The organism is Halalkalibacter sp. HAAS-P013, assembly GCF_056619925.1.
This window is the reverse complement of record NZ_JBWQTU010000002.1, coordinates 79,656-102,959: the sequence shown is the minus strand read 5'-3', so window position 1 is coordinate 102,959 and position 23,304 is coordinate 79,656. Positions and strand designations below refer to the sequence as shown.

General features: G+C 36.4%; 20 protein-coding genes. 19 read left to right on the top strand and 1 reads right to left on the bottom strand.

Going from position 1 to position 23,304, the window contains the following annotated elements; translation table 11 throughout:
- Positions 1-86 precede the first annotated feature (86 nt).
- A complete protein-coding gene (pyc, locus tag AC1FXP_RS04395) occupies positions 87-3,521 on the top strand; it encodes a pyruvate carboxylase (protein ID WP_480058976.1) in 3,435 nt (1,144 codons plus the stop codon).
- 370 nt (positions 3,522-3,891) lie between these two features.
- On the opposite strand, the gene AC1FXP_RS04390 is transcribed toward pyc, so the two are convergent.
- Positions 3,892-4,656: an IclR family transcriptional regulator gene (locus AC1FXP_RS04390; RefSeq protein ID WP_480058975.1), complete on the bottom strand. Its 765-nt coding sequence runs from the start codon at positions 4,654-4,656 to the stop codon at positions 3,892-3,894.
- A 200-nt stretch (positions 4,657-4,856) separates the two neighbouring features.
- Between AC1FXP_RS04390 and AC1FXP_RS04385 the strand changes: the two genes are divergently transcribed.
- The 18 genes from AC1FXP_RS04385 (at position 4,857) to AC1FXP_RS04300 (ending at position 23,303) form a co-directional block, all read left to right on the top strand.
- Positions 4,857-6,023 (top strand): MFS transporter, encoded by a 1,167-nt coding sequence (locus tag AC1FXP_RS04385; RefSeq protein WP_480058974.1) that lies wholly within the window; start codon positions 4,857-4,859, stop codon positions 6,021-6,023.
- 99 nt (positions 6,024-6,122) lie between these two features.
- Complete coding sequence (locus AC1FXP_RS04380) at positions 6,123-7,115, top strand: ABC transporter substrate-binding protein (RefSeq protein ID WP_480058973.1); 993 nt, start codon at positions 6,123-6,125, stop codon at positions 7,113-7,115.
- Between the two features lie 295 nt (positions 7,116-7,410).
- Positions 7,411-8,190, top strand: coding sequence for a class I SAM-dependent methyltransferase (locus AC1FXP_RS04375; RefSeq protein WP_480058972.1), 780 nt, complete (start codon positions 7,411-7,413; stop codon positions 8,188-8,190).
- 43 nt (positions 8,191-8,233) lie between these two features.
- Complete coding sequence (gene nikA / locus AC1FXP_RS04370) at positions 8,234-9,853, top strand: nickel ABC transporter substrate-binding protein (protein WP_480058971.1); 1,620 nt, start codon at positions 8,234-8,236, stop codon at positions 9,851-9,853.
- Positions 9,853-10,800, top strand: a complete 948-nt coding sequence (gene nikB, locus AC1FXP_RS04365) for a nickel ABC transporter permease (protein WP_480058970.1) — start codon at positions 9,853-9,855, stop codon at positions 10,798-10,800. The genes nikA and nikB overlap by 1 nt, the downstream gene beginning before the upstream one ends.
- The gene (gene nikC, locus AC1FXP_RS04360) at positions 10,793-11,620 is read left to right on the top strand and encodes a nickel ABC transporter permease subunit NikC (RefSeq protein WP_480058969.1); all 828 of its coding nucleotides are present in this window, start codon (positions 10,793-10,795) and stop codon (positions 11,618-11,620) included. The genes nikB and nikC overlap by 8 nt, the downstream gene beginning before the upstream one ends.
- Positions 11,621-11,632: 12 nt before the next feature.
- A complete protein-coding gene (locus tag AC1FXP_RS04355; RefSeq protein WP_480058968.1) occupies positions 11,633-12,442 on the top strand; it encodes an ABC transporter ATP-binding protein in 810 nt (269 codons plus the stop codon).
- The gene (locus AC1FXP_RS04350) at positions 12,439-13,209 is read left to right on the top strand and encodes an ABC transporter ATP-binding protein (RefSeq protein ID WP_480058967.1); all 771 of its coding nucleotides are present in this window, start codon (positions 12,439-12,441) and stop codon (positions 13,207-13,209) included. The genes AC1FXP_RS04355 and AC1FXP_RS04350 overlap by 4 nt, the downstream gene beginning before the upstream one ends.
- A gap of 27 nt (positions 13,210-13,236) precedes the next feature.
- Positions 13,237-13,752 carry a GNAT family N-acetyltransferase gene (locus AC1FXP_RS04345; protein WP_480058966.1) on the top strand — a complete coding sequence of 172 codons (516 nt, stop codon included), beginning with the start codon at positions 13,237-13,239 and terminating at the stop codon, positions 13,750-13,752.
- Between the two features lie 99 nt (positions 13,753-13,851).
- Positions 13,852-14,283: a nickel-responsive transcriptional regulator NikR gene (gene nikR, locus AC1FXP_RS04340; protein WP_480058965.1), complete on the top strand. Its 432-nt coding sequence runs from the start codon at positions 13,852-13,854 to the stop codon at positions 14,281-14,283.
- A 214-nt stretch (positions 14,284-14,497) separates the two neighbouring features.
- Positions 14,498-15,592, top strand: a complete 1,095-nt coding sequence (locus AC1FXP_RS04335) for a Bug family tripartite tricarboxylate transporter substrate binding protein (RefSeq protein WP_480058964.1) — start codon at positions 14,498-14,500, stop codon at positions 15,590-15,592.
- A gap of 17 nt (positions 15,593-15,609) precedes the next feature.
- Positions 15,610-16,296, top strand: a complete 687-nt coding sequence (locus tag AC1FXP_RS04330) for an isochorismatase family protein (protein ID WP_480058963.1) — start codon at positions 15,610-15,612, stop codon at positions 16,294-16,296.
- A gap of 352 nt (positions 16,297-16,648) precedes the next feature.
- Positions 16,649-17,794 (top strand): MFS transporter, encoded by a 1,146-nt coding sequence (locus AC1FXP_RS04325; RefSeq protein ID WP_480058962.1) that lies wholly within the window; start codon positions 16,649-16,651, stop codon positions 17,792-17,794.
- 105 nt (positions 17,795-17,899) lie between these two features.
- Complete coding sequence (locus AC1FXP_RS04320; protein WP_480058961.1) at positions 17,900-18,991, top strand: zinc-dependent alcohol dehydrogenase; 1,092 nt, start codon at positions 17,900-17,902, stop codon at positions 18,989-18,991.
- Positions 18,992-19,079: 88 nt separating this feature from the next.
- Complete coding sequence (locus AC1FXP_RS04315) at positions 19,080-20,573, top strand: aldehyde dehydrogenase family protein (RefSeq protein ID WP_480058960.1); 1,494 nt, start codon at positions 19,080-19,082, stop codon at positions 20,571-20,573.
- Positions 20,574-20,785: 212 nt separating this feature from the next.
- Positions 20,786-22,069: a Rieske 2Fe-2S domain-containing protein gene (locus tag AC1FXP_RS04310; protein WP_480058959.1), complete on the top strand. Its 1,284-nt coding sequence runs from the start codon at positions 20,786-20,788 to the stop codon at positions 22,067-22,069.
- Positions 22,070-22,116: 47 nt separating this feature from the next.
- Positions 22,117-22,653, top strand: a complete 537-nt coding sequence (locus tag AC1FXP_RS04305) for a cupin domain-containing protein (RefSeq protein WP_480058958.1) — start codon at positions 22,117-22,119, stop codon at positions 22,651-22,653.
- 29 nt (positions 22,654-22,682) lie between these two features.
- The gene (locus tag AC1FXP_RS04300) at positions 22,683-23,303 is read left to right on the top strand and encodes a cupin domain-containing protein (RefSeq protein WP_480058957.1); all 621 of its coding nucleotides are present in this window, start codon (positions 22,683-22,685) and stop codon (positions 23,301-23,303) included.
- Position 23,304 lies beyond the last annotated feature (1 nt).

The window sequence follows — 23,304 nt, the reverse complement described above, 5'->3', positions numbered from 1 at the left end:
TTTGTAATCTTGTACCTCTTGAACGATTTATTGAGGTTTTTTTAATAATTATGGACGAAAGAACAATAAAGAGAAGAGGAACATTTATGAACATTAAAAAGATATTAGTAGCGAATCGTGGGGAAATTGCTATCCGAATTTTCCGTGCGTGTACCGAATTAAACATCCGAACAGTTGCGATTTATTCGAATGAAGATTCAGGAGCATTTCACCGTTATAAAGCCGATGAGGCGTACCTTGTTGGTGAAGGAAAAAAGCCAATTGAAGCGTATTTGGATATTGAAGGAATTATCGAACTAGCAAAACGGAACGAGGTTGATGCGATCCATCCTGGATATGGGTTTTTGTCAGAAAATATTGATTTCGCGAAGCGGTGTTTTGAAGAAGGAATTATATTTATTGGCCCAGAACTGGAACACCTAGATATGTTTGGCGATAAAGTTCAGGCAAGAGAACAAGCGTTGAAAGCTGGACTGCCTGTTATTCCAGGTAGTGATGGACCAGTTGAGAATGTGGCGGAAGTTGAAGCGTTTGCAGGTAAGCATGGATTCCCGTTTATCATTAAAGCTTCACTTGGTGGTGGTGGGCGAGGGATGCGTATCGTTCGCTCTGCTAGTGAACTGCGTGAATCTTATGATCGTGCCAAATCTGAAGCCAAATCTGCATTTGGTAATGATGAAGTGTATGTTGAGAAATTTATTGAGAATCCGAAGCATATTGAAGTGCAAATATTGGCTGATAAACATGGAAATATTGTTCATTTATATGAACGAGATTGTTCTGTTCAACGACGCCATCAAAAAGTCGTTGAGATAGCTCCGAGTGTTTCTTTAAGTGAAGACGTTCGTCAACAGATTTGTGATGCTGCTGTACAGTTGGCTGAAAACATAAAGTATGTTAATGCAGGTACAGTTGAATTCTTAGCTACAGATGACGGGAAATTCTACTTCATTGAAGTGAATCCGCGTGTCCAAGTAGAGCATACGATTACCGAAATGGTGACGGGCATTGACATTGTTCAATCACAAATCATGATTGCTGACGGAGAACAGTTACATGGACCTAAACTAGGAATTCCAAGTCAAAAAAACATTGTTTGTAATGGATTTGCAATTCAATCTCGAGTAACGACAGAAGATCCAAGTAACGGTTTCTTGCCGGATACCGGACGAATTAATGCGTATCGTTCCGGTGGTGGATTTGGAGTTCGATTGGATGCCGGAAATGGATTTCAAGGGTCAGTTATTACCCCTTACTATGATTCATTACTTGTAAAAGTATCGACATGGGCGCTTACATTTGACGGAGCTGCATCGAAAATGTTACGTAATTTACGTGAGTTTCGAATTCGTGGGATTAAAACGAATATTGCTTTTTTAGAAAACGTCGTTCAACATCCGAAGTTTTTATCGGGAGAATACAATACATCGTTTATTGATCAATCTCCAGAGTTGTTTGTATTTCCAAAGCGGAAAGACCGAGGAACGAAGATGCTTTCGTTTATTGGTGAAACCATTGTTAATGGGTACCCTGGGTTGGAACAGATCAAAAAACCAATTTTTGAAAAACCCCCTGTTCCTAAAGTAATGTATATAGATCCGATTCCAAATGGAACGAAACAAATTTTGGATCAGCATGGACCAGAAGGACTAGCGAAGTGGGTAAAGGAACAAAATGAGGTTTTATTAACTGATACAACATTCCGGGATGCCCACCAATCCTTGCTTGCAACTAGAATTCGGACACATGACTTAAAGAAAATTGCAGAACCGACAGCTAGACTACTGCCTAATCTTTTTTCAATGGAAATGTGGGGTGGAGCAACGTACGATGTAACGATGCGTTTTCTACATGAGGATCCATGGGAGCGTTTGTTGACATTACGCAAGCAATCACCGAATGTCTTATTTCAAATGTTACTACGTGCATCCAACGCGGTCGGATATACGAACTATCCGGATAATGTTATTGAACAATTTGTTAAGAAGTCTGCTGAAGCAGGGATTGATGTCTTTCGAATTTTCGACAGCTTAAACTGGGTAGAAGGAATGAGGCTGGCAATTGATTCTGTTCGCGATAATGGAAAAGTTGCTGAAGCATCAATGTGCTATACAGGTGATATTTTGGATTCAAGCCGCACGAAATACGATTTAACCTATTACAAAACATTAGCTAAAGAATTAGAGCAGGCAGGCGCTCACATACTTGGGATTAAAGATATGGCAGGTTTGTTAAAACCTGAGGCGGCTTATCAGTTAATTACCGAGTTAAAGGACAGCATTACAATTCCAATTCATTTGCATACACATGATACTAGTGGAAACGGTTTATTCACATATGCACGAGCAATTGAAGCAGGAGTAGATATTGTTGATGTCGCAGTTAGTTCAATGGCAGGGCTAACGTCTCAGCCGAGTGCAAACAGTTTGTATTATGCGCTGAGCGGGTCTAAGAGACAACCAAATGTCGATATTCAAGCATTTGAACAATTAGCTGAGTTCTGGGATGCAACTCGTAAGTATTATGCTGGATTTGAAAGTGGCATGAATGCTCCTCATACAGAAGTATACGAACATGAAATGCCTGGTGGACAATATAGCAACCTTCAGCAACAGGCGAAAGCAGTTGGCTTAACAGATCGCTGGAATGAAGTAAAGAAGATGTATCGATCTGTTAACGATATGTTCGGTGATGTTGTAAAGGTAACGCCGTCATCAAAAGTAGTTGGTGATATGGCACTATACATGGTACAAAATGACCTGACAGAACAAGATATTTTTGAGCGAGGACAGCAATTAGATTTTCCGGATTCAGTTGTTGAATTTTTCCAAGGGCAGCTCGGCAAACCATATCAAGGGTTCCCAAAAGAGCTGCAAACCATCATTTTAAAAGGAAAACAACCGCTTGAAGGACGACCAGGGGAAACGATGGAATCAGTTGATTTCCAAGAAATGAAGGAAACACTCTTTCATAAATTAGAAAGACAAGTAACAAGTCATGATTTGCTTTCATATACCCTTTATCCGAAGGTGTTTTTAGAATTTGAACAATTCCGTAAGCAATTTGGAGATGTATCGGTGCTAGATACGCCTACTTTCTTTTATGGACTAAGATTAGGTGAAGAAATTGAGGTAGAAATTGAAAAAGGAAAAACATTAATTGTGAAACTCGTTTCGATTTCTAAACCGCAAAGCGATGGCAATCGGATAGTCTATTTTGAACTAAATGGTCAACCTCGTGAAGTGGTAATTAAAGATCAAAATGTAAAATCCATCGTCACAGCCAAAGTAAAAGCTGACAAAGGAAACCAAAGTCATATTGGTGCTTCAATGCCTGGTACGGTTTTAAAAGCATTAGTTGTTAAGGGGGATCAAGTGAAAAAAGGTGATCACCTTATGATTACAGAAGCAATGAAGATGGAAACCACAGTGCAAGCTCCATTTGACGGTGTCGTGAAAGAAGTTCATGTGAGTAATGGGGAAGCGATACAGACAGGAGATTTGCTGTTGGAGTTGGAGTAGGTTGTGTTTTAACACCTTACAATTGTTAATCCCTATATTGGATGTTAAAAATACAATAATAAATATTGTAAGTTGCTGTTACTTAAAGTTAGCCACTTTAAGTGGCAGCTTTTTTTATTGTAATTATCATTAATTAATAAAGAGGGGGGAATTGCGGATTATTGAGTACAAAAAACTCTGCAGTTAGAAGAAGTTTTGAATGTTTCTGATTCATTTCATGCTTCCCTTCTTAAAAAGGGCAATCCTAGTGATAAGTGTGTATGTAATTAAATTTAATAAAAGGATTCTATATACAGGAAAGCATGAATGAAAACGTAGCTTTGAAGGTATTAGAATTAAAATATAAATCAAATAATTCCAAAATACTAAATTATTCCATAATTAAATTTTCAGTAATTAACGCACTATGATGTTTAAGCTCTTTTATTAAGTATGGTAATTGTCCGGATAAAAACTGATTTTTCAATCCAGTTACACTTAATGAAGCAATCAGTTGATCAAAATCATCAAATACCGGCACAGCAACTGAACAAATACCTAATCGCAATTCTTCATTAGTCATTGCGTAACCACGTTGCCTTATTACTTCTAGTTCAGTTATCAACTCATGTTTTTCTGTAATGGTATTTGTTGTATATTTTTTACGAGGTCTATCTAAAACACGATCAATTTCTTCATCACCTTGATAGGCTAAAAGCATCTTTCCGACAGCTGTACAATAACATGGAACCCTATTTCCTGTTTCTGAAATCGTTCCATAATCATCTCGAGGAATTTTTTTTGAAAGGTAAACAACACCACCACGATCGTACACACCTAACCTAGCAACTTTTCGTGTCGATTCTACTAGTCTCTCAATGATAGGGGTTGCAGCATGGCGTATTTCGACTGTGTGATAAAAAAGAAAACCAAGCTCAAAAGCTCCAATACCTAATTTATATTTTTGGGTCTTTGGGTTTTTTTGAACCAAATTTGCTTCACATAAAGTGTTAATTAAGCGGAAAACAGTACTCTTAGCAAGGTTTAACTTGTTACTAAGCTGTGTGATTCCTAGCTCTCTATTGTCTGGCGAGAACTCTTTAAGAATACGTATCGCATTGTGAACTGATGATAATACTTCTTTATTCTCTTTCATTTCCTAAACCTCCACTTAATAATAGTTAATATATGTAAAGGCTTTCAAAAAAATATACATATAACGTAACATTTCTTTAGGAGATTTTCAATTGTTTAATTATAGGATTTTGAATTTTTTGTCGGTGTGTGTTTGTGATAAAAGACTTAGTGATTTGATAATGACAAAATTAATTACCTAAAGAGAGGAAATAAACAGTTATGAAATTGTTTTATTTTATTCTAGTTATCCAAGCATTGTATAGTATAGCCCTGCATGGAACAAGGCCGATTGTATCACTATATGCTGATTCACTTGGAATCTCTATAATTACAATTGGTATTCTAGTTTCTAGTTTTGCGTTAATCCCAATGTTATTGGCAGTTTCAATCGGAAAATGGTTAGACCGTTATGGAGCAAAAAAAATATCAAGTATTGGTGCATTTGGAATGTTATTGGCACTATGTATACCAGGTATAATCCCTAATATTGTAACGTTGTTTATCTCTCAATTTCTTTTTGGATTATCTCATTTATTTGTTTTAGTGTCGCTTCAAAAAACAGTTGGAAATTTGCCTGGTAATAGAGACAAACTAATTGCTACATTTAGCCTAGCTGGTTCACTAGGAGAATTATTAGGACCTCTTATTTCTGGATTTAGTTATGAATATTTCGGGTTTCAATATACTTATTTTTTAGCTGCTGCTTTAGTATTAGTTTCCCTTGGATTTACTTTTTTCACAAAAAAGAAAGCATGGGGGATAACAAGTAAAACTCCTAATAAACAAAGTCCTTCGTGGGTGTTATTAAAAGATAATATTAATTTACGAAAAGCGCTTATAGTAAGTGGTTTAGTATTATTTTCAAAAGATGTGTTTGTGGCCTATTTCCCTATTTATGCCCAGGGAATTGGTATGAATGCAAGTCAGATTGGGATTACGCTATCTTTTATGGCAGCGATGGCGATGGTTATTCGCTTATTACAATTTCAATTAGTAAGAAAGTTTGGTAGAAGTATTATTCTTACAACTACTCTTCTTATTAGTGGAGTTGCCTATACGACATTACCATTCACAGACATTCCGTTATTATTAATTGCCATTGCCATCTTACTAGGAGGAGGTCTTGGATTAGGGCAGCCACTTAGCCTTGTTTTTGCTTTAAATGTTAGCCCTACTAATCGGCAGGGGGAAGTGTTAGGAATGAGACTTATGTTTAACCGTGGTTCTCAATTTATTGCTCCTTTTCTCTTTGGTGGAATAGGAAGTCTTGCGGGCCTATCTTCTATATTTTTAGTGAGTGGAGGTATTCTCTTAGTTGGTGCGTATTTTACACGCTTAAAGGAAGAAGAACAACAAGGGAACAAAAAAGAACAGATGAGTCTATAAAAAGTGTTCTATATATGAGAACAAAACCTTTGTAAATCAATTAATAAAATTTATTGTAAGAGTAGTTTGAAAGATATTTATTTGTTTGGAGGAGATGAAATGAGTAAATTGCAACTCTCTTTTGGTTGCTGGGACTATGATCGAATTAGTGCGTTAACAGATGGCACGGTAAAGCCCGAAGGAATTGAGCTAAATTGGCTCAATATGCCAGTTGAAGAAACCTTCTGGAGAATGATGAGGCATCAGGAATTTGATGTTGCTGAACTATCTTTTTCTTCCTATTTAATTGCACGTGATCGAGGCTTTCCTAACTTTTCCGCGATCCCAGTATTTATGTCCAGATCTTTTAGACATTCAGGGATCTATATTAATAAACATGCAGGAATTAAAGAACCAGCTGATTTAATAGGAAAGAGGATAGGAATTCCTGAATATCAGTTATCGGCATGTGTTTGGATTAGAGGAATTCTTCACCATGAGTATGGGGTCTCCCCATCAAGTGTCTTCTGGTATACAGGCGGTCAGGAAAAAGCAGGACGAATTGAGAAAATAAAGTTAAATCTTCCACCAGAAATTAATATTCAACCAATTAATGAGGATCAAACATTGAATGAAATGCTCGAGTCTGGTGAAATTGATGCATTTATCGCTCCTAGAGCACCTTCTTGTTTTTTAAATGGGTCACCGAATGTAACCCGACTTTTCACAGATTTTGTTTCTGAGGAAGAGCAGTATTTTCGAAAGACGGGTATCTTTCCTATTATGCATGTAGTAGCGATTAAAAATGAAATATTGGAGAAAAATCCATGGGTTGCGGCTAACCTTTATCAAGCATTTGTAAAATCGAAGCAAAAAGTCTATGAAGGGTTCAACCAAACTGCTGCATTGAAGGTGACATTGCCTTGGTTGGTTTCTGAGATTGAAAGGACAAAAGAAATTATGGGCGAGGATTTCTGGCCTTATGGATTAGAAAATAATAAAGCGACATTAGATGCATTTGTAACATATTCGTATGAACAAGGACTTATAAAAAATAAGTTAAACGTAGAAGATCTATTTGTTAAATCTACTCAAGAAGAGTATGTGATTTAATAGAAGTAATTTGATTTATAGCGATTTTTACTCTAACAATAGAAAACTGATAAAGCTACCACAGCTAAAACAGCTGTGGTATTTTTTCAGGAATGCAACAAGTGATTCTAATATAGACAACTCTTTTAGAAATGAATGAAATTATTAATCAAGCAATTAAAACGCCCAAAAGAGAAATAACGTGTTATTTATTTACAAATTGGTGTTACGATCTTATGATTAAAACAAATAAAACAAATATTATAAATAATTTGATTTATCAAAGTTTTTTAAAATATTACAGGCGGTGATTTGAGTGAGAAATGAAAAGCAAGGTGTCATGCAAGATTGGAATAAAAGAGCAGAACAATATACGCAAAGAAGTGAATATCATTTAAGATCAGAAGAGCAAAAATCAGTGTGGAAAGAGACGCTAGATAAAATAATTGATAATAAATCTTCCTTAGATATTTTAGATGTTGGAACAGGCCCAGGTTTTTTAGCACTGTTACTAGCCGAAATGGGACATAACTGTACAGGAGTTGATTTATCAACTGAAATGCTAAAAATTGCTCAAAGGAAAGCAACTGCTATTGATTTGAACTGCCGATTCCTTCATGGAGATGCAGAGAAGCTAGACTTTGAAGATCATTCATTTGATGTGGTCGTTAACAGGCATTTGCTCTGGACCTTACCACATCCTGGCGTTGCACTAAGAGAATGGGTACGTGTTCTAAGGCCAGGGGGAAAACTAATAATTTTCGATGGTGATTGGACGAACCACAATATGGACATGAGACGAAAGTATAAGCAATTACTTGGAAACTACTTAGTTATGATTAGTGAAAAACGATATACAATTAATTGGAGAAAAAGATATAAAACTAGGATTAACAATGAGAAACTCCCTTTTGAAGGAGCTGATGAAGGTAAGGTGATGTCATTAATGGAAGCAGCCGGTCTTTCTAATATTAGTACCGCTTCGATGGAGCAACTCCTAAAAGTCGATTCGAAAAGTTTTCCGTTAAAGTATAGGCTTTCTTTTATAGAACCTTACCGACGGTATATTGTAATTGGCGAGAAAGCAGGTCATTAATATTTTAAAGACGATTAAGATTATTCATGAGGAGCTGGGTAAAGTGAAGCAAGTTTATAATTTTATATTTATAATATTAGTCTTAGTCACAGGTACCATTTTAGCTGCATGTAATGAAAAGACCGTAACAGATTCTAAGCAAATTCAAGGGGAAACTTCAGAAAATAAAAAAATGTTAACGCTATCATGGGATAAGGATATTGGTCCCTTAAACCCTCATATGTATTCTCCAAATGAAATGTTTGCTCAAAATATGGTATATGAACCACTCGTGAAGTACGGTGAAAACGGAACAATAGAACCTTGGTTAGCGCAAGACTGGGAAATTTCTGAAGATGGGAAAGAATATACGTTTTATTTAAGGGGAAATGTTACATATTCTGACGGCTCCAAGTTAAGTGCAGAGAATGTAAAAAAGAACTTTGATGCTGTATTAAATAATGCTGACAGGCATGACTGGATCGAAGTTGTAAATCAAATTGAAGAAACAAGTGTAATTGATGACACTACTTTTAAAATTACTTTAACAAATGCATATTATCCTTTACTTCAAGATTTAACGCTTATAAGGCCGTTTCGATTTCTAGGTGATAACGGGTTTCCGGATGACGGAAATACAGTTGAGGGCATTAAAGAGCCAATTGGTACAGGCCCTTGGGTACTGCAAGAATATAAAAGAGATGAGTATGCACTATTTAAAGCTAACGAAAATTACTGGGGCGAACTTCCTAATGTTCAAGAAGTAATGATTCGAGTCATTCCAGACGGAGAGGCGAGAGTACTAGCGTTTGAAAATAAAGAAATCGACCTTATTTTTGGTACTGGTTTGATTAGTCTAGACTCATTTAATTTTCTAAAGGAATCAAACCAGTATGAAACAGGAATTTCAGGACCTCTTTCTACTAGAACGCTAGCAGTTAATTCAAATAACGGTCCTACAAAGGAACTGAAAGTACGTCAAGCTATTCAGCATAGCTTTAACAAACAAGCTCTTATTGATCGTTTGTTTTATGGAACAGATGAAAAAGCTGATACCTTGTTTGCATCAAATGTTCCATACAGCGACCTTGGATTAACTCCTTACGATTATAATCTTGAACAAGCAGACCGACTGTTAAATGAAGCAGGCTGGGAATTAGCTGAAGGAGAGACATTCAGAGAAAAGGATGGAGAAATTTTAGAATTAGAGCTAGCTTTTAGTGCCACAGATAATTTGCAAAAAGCAATTGCAGAGACATTACAAGGAGATCTACGTCAAGCTGGTATCTCACTTAAGCTCGTTGGCGAAGAGGCTCAATCTTATCAACAAAGACAAAAAGATGGAGATTTCCACCTTATTTTTAACAATACATGGGGAGCCCCATACGAACCGCATACGTTTGCCTCTTCGATGAGAGTTCCTGCACATGCTGACTACCAAGCTCAATTTGGATTACCTATGAAAGCAGAAATTGATCAAGAGATTAGTGAAGTTTTGATAAGTTCAGATGAAAAAGTTAGGCAAGAAAAGTATGAATATATTTTGGGTACATTACATGAACAAGCAGTCTATTTACCAATTTCTTATAGTACAAATATTGCTGTCTATCATGATTATGTAAGTGGGGTTGAATTTCCACATATGAACTATGTTCTACCGTTGGAAACGATTGATGTTGAATAATGCTAGGATTTATCTTGAAGAGGCTACTTAGCCTTATCCCTATACTATTTGGTACATCATTTATTACATTTTTGCTCATTCATTTAGTACCAGGCGACCCAGCTGAGGCTTATCTTCGTCTGTCGCAAATTCCACCGACAGACGAAGCAATCGAATATATTCGTCATGAATTAGGTTTAAATCAACCTTTGCTTGTACAATACTTCACTTGGTTGGGGAATGCTTTTCAATTCGACTTTGGTACTTCATTTGTATCAGGTAACCCAGTTTTTGAAGAAACCATTTATTATTTACTTCCCACGGTACAGTTAACTTTAGCAGCATTTGTTGTAACCGTTATAATCAGTGTTCCAGTAGGAGTATTCTCAGCTATATATAAAGATGGTGTTTTTGATCAAATTAGTCGACTGTTTGCCTATTTAGGGGCATCAATGCCGTCCTTTTGGCTTGGTTTTCTCCTTATTTATTTCTTTTCCTATAAATTAGGAATGTTCCCTACTGGTTCGAGGGGAACACTAGCACACTTTGTGTTACCCACGGTTACTCTGTGTTTTGTATATACCTTTACGTTTACTCGGCTATTAAGGTCTAGCATGTTAGAGCAAATGAAACAACCTTTTATTTTATATGCAAGAAGTCGGGGGTTGAAAGAAAAGATTGTCATTGGAAAACATGTGTTAAAACTAGCCGCTCTACCATTTATAACTGCATTAGGTATGAGTGTAGGTCATATGCTAGCCGGGACTGTCATCGTGGAAAGTGTCTTTTCTTGGCCGGGAATTGGTAGATACTTCGTGTCGGCTATTCTAAATCGAGATTATCCTGTCATTCAATTTATCGTATTGCTATTGACGATTATTTTTGTACTCGTGAATTTATTAGTAGACATTATATATGCTTATCTAGATCCTCGAATTAGGTGGAAAGGGGATCACACAAATGATTGAAATGATTAGAAGAGTTGTTTTTCACCATAAGCTATTGTTCTTAAGTGGGTCAATTATTGTATTGATAGCAACTGTAGCTATATTTGCACCTTTCCTTGCACCGCATGATCCTAACTTAGCACGTATAGAGCTGCGACTTTTAGGTCCATCTAAAGAGTTTCTATTAGGAACAGATCATCAGGGGAGGTGCATCCTCTCACGATTAATTTATGGTGCACGTTATTCATTAGGAAGTACAGTTCTCGTTGTTGTGGTAACGATGTTAATTAGTATTATCATCGGCACGTTTTCTGGGTATCAGGGTGGAAAAGTCGATTATGTTTTTATGCGGTTTTGCGATATTATTCTAGCTTTTCCAGGGTTAATCTTAATCCTAGCATTTGTCGGGATTATTGGACCAGGATTGTTTAACCTTATTATTGCTATGATTCTAATCCAGTGGGTTAGTTATGCACGAATAATTAGAGGGATGGTTTTGAGCTATAAAGAGCAATTATTTATTAAGGCGGCTAAAATGTCAGGAACATCTAATTCAAAAATAATTATTCGACATATATTGCCAGGTATACTGCCTCAAATGATTGTCTTAGCATCACTTGATATGGGTACGATTCTATTACACATTGCAGGATTTTCATTTCTAGGTTTAGGTATTCAGCCACCTACGGCAGAATGGGGTGCGATGCTTAATGATAGTAGACAATTTTTGAGAAGTCATCCATCAATGATGGTCTATCCAGGTCTTATGATCTTTCTTGTCGTAATGGCATTTAACCTATTTGGAGATGCCTTGAGAGACAAAATGGAACATAGAAGTTAGGAGTTGCTTGCGATGTCAAATGAAACAGTGCTTTCCGTAAACAGTTTAAATATTTATATTCCAAATCCAAGATTAGAAACAGCGCTTCAAGTCGTTCATCAAGTGAATTTTTCTTTATCCCCTGGGAAAGTATTTGGCCTTGTAGGTGGAAGTGGATCGGGGAAAACACTTACTTGTCATTCGATTTTGAACTTATTACAAGATGGCATTCATGCGACTGGAAGTATTCAATTGATGGGGAAGGAAATTCTAAACTTATCAAATAAGAAAGCAAGAAAAATACGTGGTAGTGAGATTGCCATGATTACTCAAAATCCAATGTCTTCTTTTAACCCTGTGTTTACAATTGGAGAACACATGATTGAAACAGTAAGAACTCATAAAAAAGTGACACGTAAAGAAGCGAAAGAAATGGCAATGTATTATTTAGAAAAAATGGATTTCTCATCTCCACTTCATTTGATAAAGCAATTTCCATACCAATTAAGTGGAGGCATGCTTCAACGTGTATTAATTGCTATAGCACTATTATTGCGTCCCGCAGTTATCATAGCAGATGAGCCAACAACAGCACTTGATAAGGTTACACAAGATCAAATTTTGGAACAACTTGAGAAAATTAAACGCGAGAGTAATACGAGCATTTTACTTGTTTCTCATGATCTCGATGTTATTTCAAAATTAGCAGATGAAGTTGCTGTTATGTATGAGGGGAGAATTGTTGAAAGAGGCCAGTTACTCAAAGTTTTTCATCAACCATCGCATGTGTATACTAAAGCACTAATAAATGCAAGTATGCGTCTGAAGAGAGGGATAAAATGAGTATCCTTGAATTGAAAGACATTTCAAAAAGCTATCAATCTAACAGTTTCATTTGGGAGAAATCTAAACAAATAGATGTTCTTAAAAATGTTTCACTTACATTGGATCAAGCAACATGTACAAGTCTAATTGGAAAAAGTGGTTCTGGAAAGAGTACGTTAGCACGAATTATTATGGGTCTTGAAAAGCCAGATCGAGGTCAGGTTATATTTAAAGGTGAAAAGATACACCAGCTAAAGAAAAAAGAACTGAAAAAACTAAGATGTCATTTTCAAATGGTATTCCAAGATCCGTTTAATGCTCTTAGTCCCAAAATGACAATTGCTAAAAGTATTGCTGAACCTTTAATTAATTATAAAATGGCTTCTTCATCTCAGCTAACTGAAAAAGTAGAGGAGCTTTTAGAAGCAGTAGGGCTAAGACCTTCCGATGCTACTAAATATCCTCACCAGTTTAGCGGAGGGCAATTACAAAGAGTAAATATTGCTAGAGCAATTGCTCTTAAACCAGAATTAATTGTTCTTGATGAAGTAGTTAGTAGTTTAGATATTTTTGCTCAAGTGCAGGTGTTAGATTTATTACTTGATTTAAAAGAGCAGTTTCGTCTCTCATATTTATTTATTTCTCACGATCTTGATGCAGCTAAATATGTGTCAGATAAATTTGTAGTGATGGATCAAGGTGAAATCATCGACGAGTTATGTGAATTAGATCAGATGGAAGAGTTAATACACCCAGTTTCAAAAGGGTTATTATCGCTAGTCTAGTCATAAACCATTTGAGGAGTGATAGATATGTTAACAGAAGAAAGAGTGCTTATCAGAGAAGTGAAAAAAGAAGAGGTTCCACAAGTAATAGATTTTGTTCTAAAAGTTTTTCATGAAGTGTATCCGTTTCAATTAGGGGAAGCTTCGAAAAAACAATTGTTAAACATGGAAGAGGTATATCTCAACCAAAAAGACGCTTTCTTTGTCGCGGGTTTTAATCAAGCTGGTCAAGTAATCGGAACAATTTCTGTACACCGTTACGATAATCGGATAAAAGCTTTACACAATCGCTATGATTTAAATAAGACGTGTGAAATAAGTAAATGCTACATTGCTAAAACCTATCGGAGATATGGTATTGGTACGTCACTGTTTCAAGAAGCTGTGAGATTTTGTCAAACAGAGGCTCTATATGAAACCTTATATTTGCACACTCATAAATTTTTACCCGGAGGTTTTCCATTTTGGAAGTCAAAAGGATTTTCTATTGTTTTAGACGAAAACTCAGAAACAGAGATCGTTCACATGGAAATGCAATTATAACATCTACAAAAGCCCCCAAAGAGTATACTAATTGATATTAAAGTCATAGATTTTGAACTAGATCGTTTGATATACAGTTCTACAGGAGGAAATGGTGGAATGAGTAATAATAATTTATCTCGTTTTGGTGTTGCGATGCCAAAAGATTTAGTGGAAAAATTTGATAAGTACTTAACAAAGAAAGGGTATAGCAATCGCTCAGAGGCTTTAAGGGATTTAGCAAGAAGAGTTGTGTTAGAGAGTGAACAATCAGATCTATATAAAGTTGTAGCAGGAACAATCGTCATTATCTATGATCATCACCAAAATAATTTAGTATCTAAAATAATGAATCTACAACATGATTATCATGAAGAAATTATATCAACAATGCATATCCATCTCACGCATGCAGAATGTTTGGAAGTCCTTGTAGTAAGAGGGAAGAAAAAAAGACTGGTTGACTTACATCAAATTGTCGAGGCGCAAAAAGGTATAACGTATTCAGAATTATCAGTTACGTTTATTGATAATAGTGAAGATGAAGAATGATAAAAGATATTTATTTAAAGTTTACTCTCTTAATCGGAGTAAGCTTTTTATGTATGCAAAAGAAATAATAATTAGATTATTAATTATTTATATATAAAACGTTTTGATAAAAAGTTTCGAAAGTTTTATTTCAATTATCTTAATAAGGTTAAATAAGAGGGTCTAAAAAGGAGGGTTGATGTACTGGCACTCAAAACTTTTAGGGGGATAAATAATGTCGAGAAGTAATTTGTTATTAATCGGTTTTGTGATGTTGTTTAGTCTAATGATCATTGGATGTTCAACAGAGAAGACAACTGAAGAAGTGACGGAGAGAGTTGCGGAACAAAACAAATTACCTAAAGAAGACCAAAATGAGGATGTGAAGTCATTCTATGAAGGGAAAAGAATCTCTTTTATCGTTCCGTATGACCCTGGGGCTGGTTATGACATGTATGCTAGAATGATGGCTCCATATATTGAAGAGTACACAGGAGCAAACGTTGTTGTTAATAATTTACCGGGTGCTGGTGGAATGAGAGGGGTTAATGAACTTTACGGGGCACCTTCGGATGGATTAACGATCGGAATAATGAATGGGAGTGCGATGGTGACTAATCAAATAGCAGAGATTGGTGGTGCTAGATACGACTTAAGTGAATTTGGCTATTTAGGCCGTATTGTAGCAGACACTCGCGTATTGACTATGGTAGCAGATGGCCCATATCAAACCTTTGAAGACATATTAGATACAGAGGGTCCCATTAAGTTAGGTGCAACGGGATTGGGTGGAAGTACTTATGTTGATGCGGTAGTTATTAGTGAAGCATTAGGATTAAACACTGAAGTATTGCATGGGTACGATAGTGTAGTTGAGCCAGCTATTTTAAGAGGAGAGGTTGAAGGTACTTGGGGATCGTATGGAAGTCGTAAAGTTTCTATTGATGAAGGAATTACGATCCCTTTATTACAAAGTGGAAATGAGCGTAGTGAAGAGTTACTAGATGTACCAACGGTGTCTGAAGTGTTAGCGAACGCAGATAACCTAGAGCGAGCTTCAGCCATTATCGAAGTGTGGAATTCGTTAAATTCAGTTGGAAGGCCGGTAGCCGTACCACCTGATGTTCCAAAGGAGCGCCTTGAATTTCTTCAAGAAGTCTTTGATAAAGTTATGGCTGATGAAAGATTCATTGCTGAAGCCGAGCAATCTGATCGAGATCTTTTATATGCATCTGGTGAAGAAATGCTAGAGATCGCTATTGCTGCAACAAAAATTGAGGATGAAGAAGTAAAACAAATCATAATTAATGCAATTGAAGGTGAATTATAATTGAAAGGAGAGAACAAATGGCGGAAATTTCAGAATTCGAAAACCGTTGTTGGAGAGATATAATGCATGAAGATATTTTTCAAATATATAAATCATATGAAAGTGAGACTTATGTTGGCTCTAAGGTAGCACTATTAGCGGTAGACTTATATAACCTAGTATATGATGGGGGTCCTAAACCTGTAATAGATTTATATAAAGAATACCCAAGCTCATGTGGTATACATGCTTGGAGTGCCATTAAACCGACTGTGGAATTAATTGAAACAGCACGTTCATTAGAATTACCAATCATTTACTCAACGAAGAAAACAGGGACTGGCAACAATTCAACGTTTAGAAGAAGGAATAATGAAAGTGGTCATTCATATGAAATTAAAACAGAGTTTACGCCTAGTAAGCAGGATTTAGTCATTGAAAAAGAAAGAGCGAGCTGCTTTTTTGGGACAGAACTAGCTGATTATTTAAGAAGCAAAGGTATAAATACAATAATTATTTTTGGAGAAAGTACAAGTGGATGTGTACGGGCTACTGTAGTTGATGCATATTCAAATGGCTTTCATCCAGTCGTTGTTGAAGAGTGTTGTTTTGATAGGAGCATGCTTTCACACAAAGTCAATCTATTTGATATGCACCACAAATATGCTGACGTTATGCATGTGCATGAAGTAAAGGAAGAATTATTTAAAAATAATCGTATATAAATATGGTTTGAATCACACATAGGAAACTTGAAAGGTTGAACTATACATGGTCGGCATTCTCTTTTGGAGAATGTCCTTTTTTTAGATTAGAACTTCTGCTTACAAAGGACCGTGTTCCGCTCAATAGAAAGTAAGCTATTAATACCCGAAAAAATAGTTTGTAATTAAGTGTACGTTTTATAGAGTTTTTTGTAATCAAGATATTATAAATTTAGGTGGAGTTAATTTAAGAATATCAAACAAGAGTTAATTTACTGTGTACCATGGACTGGGATTTCTGACAACAATTCATATTTCAAGAAATTATTTTCTATTTAAGAGTAACCTCAACTAATTACGGAGGGGGATAACCGTGTATATCATTCTTCTAGTTATCCATTTCCTATTTCATACTTCTTTATTTGCATTAAAGCCAGTTGTGTCTTTGTATGCAAATTCACAGGGAGCCTCTGCTTTAACAATTGGAGCCCTTGTATCTGTTTATGCATTCACACCCATGCTGACAGCGTTATATGTCGGTAAGTGGTTAGACCGCTTCGGTGCAAAAACGATGATGTTTATAGGTTCGAGTCTTACGCTATTGGCTGTCTCCATCCCTGTATTCAATGTAAGTATTCCGAGTATATTTATTACCCAAATGTTACTTGGTTTTTCGCAAATATTTATTGTTGTCTCTATTCAAAAAACTGTTGGGAATTTAAGTGGGTCGAGAGATAAGTTAATTGCTACATTAACTTTTGTAGGTTCTGCAGGATCGCTAGTTGGCCCATTAATTGCAGGGTTTACGTATGACTTATTAGGTGTGAAAGCTACTTTTGTAACTATCGTTTGTCTTGTTAGTATTGGTTGGTTCCTAATTTTACTGTTGAGAAAAGAGCAATTTCCTAATTTTAAACAATCCTTAAATAATACAAGTGAGTCTTCTTTTAAGTTGTTAATGAATACTAAGTTGCGAAATGCGCTGTTAATCGGTGGAATGGTCTTGTATTCAAAAGAATTGTTTACTGCATATTTCCCCATTTATGCAAGTGGTGTGGGGGTTAGTGCTAGCTTTATAGGGATTATTCTTTCCATTTTAGCGGGAGCTTCTATGGTTGTTCGGATCATTCAACATCATCTAGTGCACAAATTTGGAAGAAATCATATTCTATTTACGACTATGGTTGTTAGTGGGTTAAGCTACGCCCTTGTTCCATTGTATCAAGACCCTATACCACTTATTATTTTAGCTGTTTTTTTAGGTGCTGGACTCGGACTCGGACAGCCATTAAGTCTTGTATATGCTATTAATAACAGCCCAGAAGGTCGTCAAGGTGAGGTTTTAGGGATGCGAATCACAATTAATAGAGGAGCACAATTTATTGCTCCAATTCTTTTTGGAATGATTGGTTCTTTTGCCGGAATATCACCAATATTTTGGGCAACAGGTGGATGTCTCTTAATTGGCACCATGCTAACACGACGAACGCAAAAGGAAAAGAATGAGGATGTTCCTTAAATTTATGTACCATATGAAAGAACGGAGAATTTTATAAAAAATTAATTTCAATTATCCTAAAAATAGAAAATTTATTATGTTGTTGATTTGAAAGGAGGTTAACTCATGTCTAAAAAGGCAGTCGCAGCGGTTGCGGTAAACGTGAGAGAAACTGAAATTCGTAAGTTTGATTTACCTGAGATTGGAGAAGATGAAGGGCTGTTAAAAGTAGAAGTAGTAGGTGTTTGTGGGACAGATGTAGACTATTACAGAAAAAAACAATCACCAAGAATTCTTGGGCATCATATTGTTGGAGAAGTTGAGGAGATTGGTGAAAAGGCAGCTAAGAAATGGGGAGTTGTTCCCGGAGACCGGGTTGTAATGGAAGAGTATATTCCTTGCGGCCAGTGTAAGCATTGCAGAACGGGATCATTTCGTGCTTGCGAAGAAACCGATCCTAGAAAAAGTGGAATTCGCTATGGCGCAACTTCTTTAGATACAAAACCTGCCTTGTACGGAGGGTTTGCTCAATATATTTATTTACACCCAAATGCAGTACTCCATAAAATCTCAAATGATATTAATCCAGTTGAAGCATCATTTGCATTGCCCTTATCAAATGGATTCGAATGGATGTGCATTGAGGGGAAAGTTGGCCCAAAACAAGTAGTATTAATTCAAGGACCGGGTCAGCAAGGACTAGCTTGTGCTTTAGCTGCAAAGTATGCTGGAGCAGAAGTAATTGTAACTGGAAGAAATACTAGTATTAAAAGATTGGAACTAGCAAAACAATTAGGTGTCGATCACATTATAAATATTAGTAGCGAGGACATAGTTGAACGAGTGAAAGACATAACAAATGGGAACATGGTAGATGTTGTACTTGATGTGACCTCTGGAGGAGCAGGCCCTGTCACTTCATCGATTGATGTTGCTAAAAAAGGTGGTTGTATTATACTCGGAGCTTATAAATATCAATTGATACCAGATTGGAATATTGATGAGGTGATTAAAAAGACTTTAACAATAAAAGGAGTTAGAGGCCATAGTTATCAATCAGTCGAGATGGCAATCGATTGTATTGCGTCTGGTAAGTTTCCAATTCGAATAATGAACTCTCATAATTTCCCATTAGCTGAAACCGATCAAGCTTTAAAAACTGCTGGTGGAGAAGGAGAACCGAACCCATTACTTGTAACTGTTTCCCCATGGTCATAAAGTAGAGACTTCAATAATATCTAGTAGTCTTTTAAATTATAGTAGGGTACAAAAAAATGTAAGTGCTTTCTTATTGGGGGAGGTAGTAATGAATTTACCTTTTGAACAAGCATCTGATTTATTGAATTTTGCTCAAGAAAAAACAGATGGTTGGAAGATGTTTATTGGTGGGAAATGGGTAGACAGTACTTCTGGTAAGCGTTTTGTTTCATATGACCCTTCCACGAACCAACCATTAGCTGAAGTGCCAGAAGGTAATACAGAAGATGTCTCTAAAGCTGTCGAAGCAGCAAAGGATGCATTTCCTAGTTGGAATAAACTTCATATCGATGAAAGAGGTGTAATTTTAAGAAGGTTTGCTGACAAAATCCGCAATTGGGCTGAGACGTTTGGTATGCTAGATGCTCTTGATAGTGGAAATCCATATGAAGCTATGGTCGCAGATGCCAAAAAAGGAGCAGGATTACTAGACTTTTTCTCGGGATTAGGAATGGAAATTAAGGGACAGACGATCCAGACTCCAGGTGAGGGACTAAACTATACAAGATTGGAAGCTTTCGGGGTGGTAGGTAGGATCTTACCATTCAATCATCCAATATCATTTGCAGCAGGAAAGATAGCAGCGCCACTTGTTGCTGGAAATACAGTTGTACTAAAACCAGCGGAACAAACACCATTAAGTGCTCTTTTATTAGGGAAGATTGCAGAGGAATGTTTACCGCCTGGGGTTTTAAATATTGTAACTGGTGATGGTCCGAATTGTGGTTCAGCACTCGTAAGGCATCCTCATGTTTATCGAATTGCTTTTACAGGAGGAGTCGAAACCGGAAGACGAATTATACAGGATGCAGGAATCAAAACGGTTTCGTTAGAGTTAGGTGGAAAGAACCCGTTAATTATTTATCCTGATGCTGATGTAAAGAAGGCTGCAGCTGCAGCTGTTGCTGGAATGAATTTTTCTAGGTCTCAGGGCCAATCTTGCGGATCAAATTCAAGAGTATTTGTGCATGAGACCCAAAAAGATGAATTTTTGAAAGAAGTTATAAGCTTAGTGAAAAAAATAAAATGTGGAATGCCAACCAATCCAATGATTGATATGGGACCAGTCATTTCAAAAGAACATTATAACCGTGTTATGTCCTATATAGAATCTGCAAAAGAAGAAGGCGCCGAACTAATAATTGGCGGGCGGCATCCACTAGATACAGAGTTAGAAGATGGAAACTTTATTGAACCAACTGTTTTTTCTGAAGTGAAACATGGAATGAAGATCGAACAAGAAGAGATTTTCGGACCTGTTATGAGTGTTCTTTCATGGAATGATGAAGAGAAGATGTTGTATGAAGTAAATGACGTTGAATACGGACTTTGCGCTAATATTTGGACAAATGATCTTTCACGTGCATTAAGAGTGTCTGAGCGAGTTGAAGCTGGCTACGTTTGGGTAAACGGACATGGGGGCAAACGCTTCAAAGGGGCTCCGTTTGGTGGATACAAAAATAGTGGGATCGGCAGAGAGCACTCTCTTGATGAATTAATAAGTTATACACAAATTAAAAATATTAATATTCGCTACGAATAATTTTATCAGTTGATTAAAACTTAGGAATGGGAACGATTGGAATCGTTTGTTACGATTTATATAGTGTTAATATAGCTTTCTAATTAAAAATCGAAATCTTCCGAAAAATAAGTTTCTATATAACGGAACTAACGATTTCTCACCCTAATAGTGCCATTTATAATTAATAATAGAATGATTAAACTTTTAAACAAACTAGGGGAGTGGTTGTAATGGTATTAAAAGCAGAAGTAAATGAAAGATTATGTCGTGTTGGTGAAGGGACACCAATGGGAGAGGTATGGAGAAGATATTGGTTTCCAGCTTTATTGTCAGAAGAAGTTCCAGAGCCAGATTGCGATCCTGTACGTGTGCAATTACTAGGTGAGAAGCTAGTAGCCTTTCGAGATTCGAATGGAAAAGTAGCTTTGATTGATCGATATTGTCCACATCGTCGAGTTGAATTATTCTGGGGGAGAAACGAAGAATGTGGGCTCCGTTGTGTATATCATGGTTGGAAATTCGATGCTGAAGGAAATTGCGTAGATATGCCTAACGAACCAGATGAAAGTAATTTTAAAAATAAAGTGAAAATTAAGTCTTATCCTACTTGGGAAGCTGCTGGAGTTGTCTGGACCTATATGGGACCTGAAGAAGACATGCCTCCTAAACCTAACTACGAATGGTTAAGAGCACCTGATAGTTTTGTTCATGTTTCAAAAACATTTGAAAGCTGTAACTGGGTTCAAGGTCTCGAGGGTGGTATTGATACATCACATTCATCCTTTGCACATAATGAAAACATTCATGATAAAAATGCACTGAGAACTAGAGTGAAAAATCCAAAACTAGAAGTTGAAAAGGGTCCATCTGGATTTACTTATGTAGGTATCCGTGATTTAAAAGAGGATGGTGTGTATATAAGAGGTTACCAATTCATTATGCCCGCACAGCAAATGAGAGGGGCCATGGTGAAATGGAAAACGGGTGAAATGGAAGAGTTTCCAAGTATTGCAGGGCATATTTGGGTTCCAATTGATGATGAAAATACATGGGTTTATAACTTTATTTATAGTGGGTCTCCAGATGTACCATTCACTGAGGAATTTGTAATGGAACATGAGAGCCAATTTGGAAGAGGTCCAGAAGACGTATTACCAGGCTATAAATTAAAACGTAACCCTTCTAATGATTATTTAATAGATCGAGATTTACAACGCAATAAAACATTTACTGGTATTACAGGAATTAATACCCAAGATTTTGCTTTACAAGAAACTTTAGAATTACCATTTACAGATAGATCACTAGAAAAGTTAGGAACTGCTGATTCAGCGATTATTGCTGCTCGTCAACTCCTTCTTGAAGCAGCAAAACAACTAGAAAAAGGTGAAAAAACTCTTAGAGGTCAAGACCCTGAAACTCATGGAAATGTTCGTGGGTGCGACAAACTGTTACCTCCTGGAAACATTGATTGGCGGGTAGCATTAAAAGAAGATCTAACGGCAAAATTTTAATTGCCTTAGAAATATATAGTAAATGTAAGAAGGGAGATTGGTAATTAATGGGTAATGAGTCGCATTATCATAGTAAAAAAGACCGTATTTTCGTTCGTGGTATTCAAGGGAAATATAATCTCCAAGAGGAATTAGACAGATTACGTTCAGTGCCAAGGGTAAGAAAGGGCAAGGATATTAAGTTTAATGATGGACCACAAACTTTTAGTAAACATTATATGGAACCTGTTGATGAAATGACACAGACATTCCATATTCATTTAGAAGAATATGGACCAGGTGGTAAATCACAAAAGCATGGTCATGTTAATGAAGCAGCTTTCTATATCCTTGATGGAAAAGGTTACGAAATTCATGATGAAATTAAATATGATTGGGAAGCTGGCGATGTAGCGATTGTTCACAATAACTGTGTACATCAACATTTCAATGCTAGCAAAACGAAACCAGCTAGAGCATTGGTTATCAAAACGAAACCTATGTATATGTTCATGAATATGCTCTTCCAACAGCAAGTTGAACCAAGACCGACAGAGCCAACACCTGAAGGAGTAGGTTTCCAAGCAAGAGAGCACGAGGAATAATAAATTTATTAATAGGGAGATGATAATTAATGGCTTTTGATGAATCAAATGTGTGGAGACAAGGTGACTTATCGGAAAAATATTATCAAGATTTATTAGATGATGCGACTACTAAGCCTGCACGAGATGCTCAGCGCAAGAAAGTGGTTAAATCTGAAGAAATGCCATGGGAAATGTCTCGTCAAGGTCTTCTTAAACATTTACTTAATGAGCAAATGAATACAAGAATGGAAACCGTTGATGCCTATATGCAAATTATTCCGCCTAACAGCAAATCAGGTAAGCATCGTCATTTAGCAGAAGAGTGTTTGTATGTGCTAGAAGGGAAAGGATATGACTTGCATCAAGATTGTGATGTAAAAATTGTCGATCAATATGAATTTGTTCCACAGGATGAAGTTAAGAAATTTGAGTGGGAAGCAGGAGATTTGATCTACATTCCACCAAACACAATTCATCAGCATTTTAATGCTAACCCTGATAAGCCAGTACGTATGATCTCAGCCATTAATCGAATTTACAAGAATTCAGGATTGAACGACCTTGAACAAATAGAAGATGCTCCTGAGTATGACCCAAGTGTTAAGCTAACTGCAGAGAAGGTAAAAGAATATATTGAAGCTGCTAAAAAAGAAAGCGTTAACAAATAAT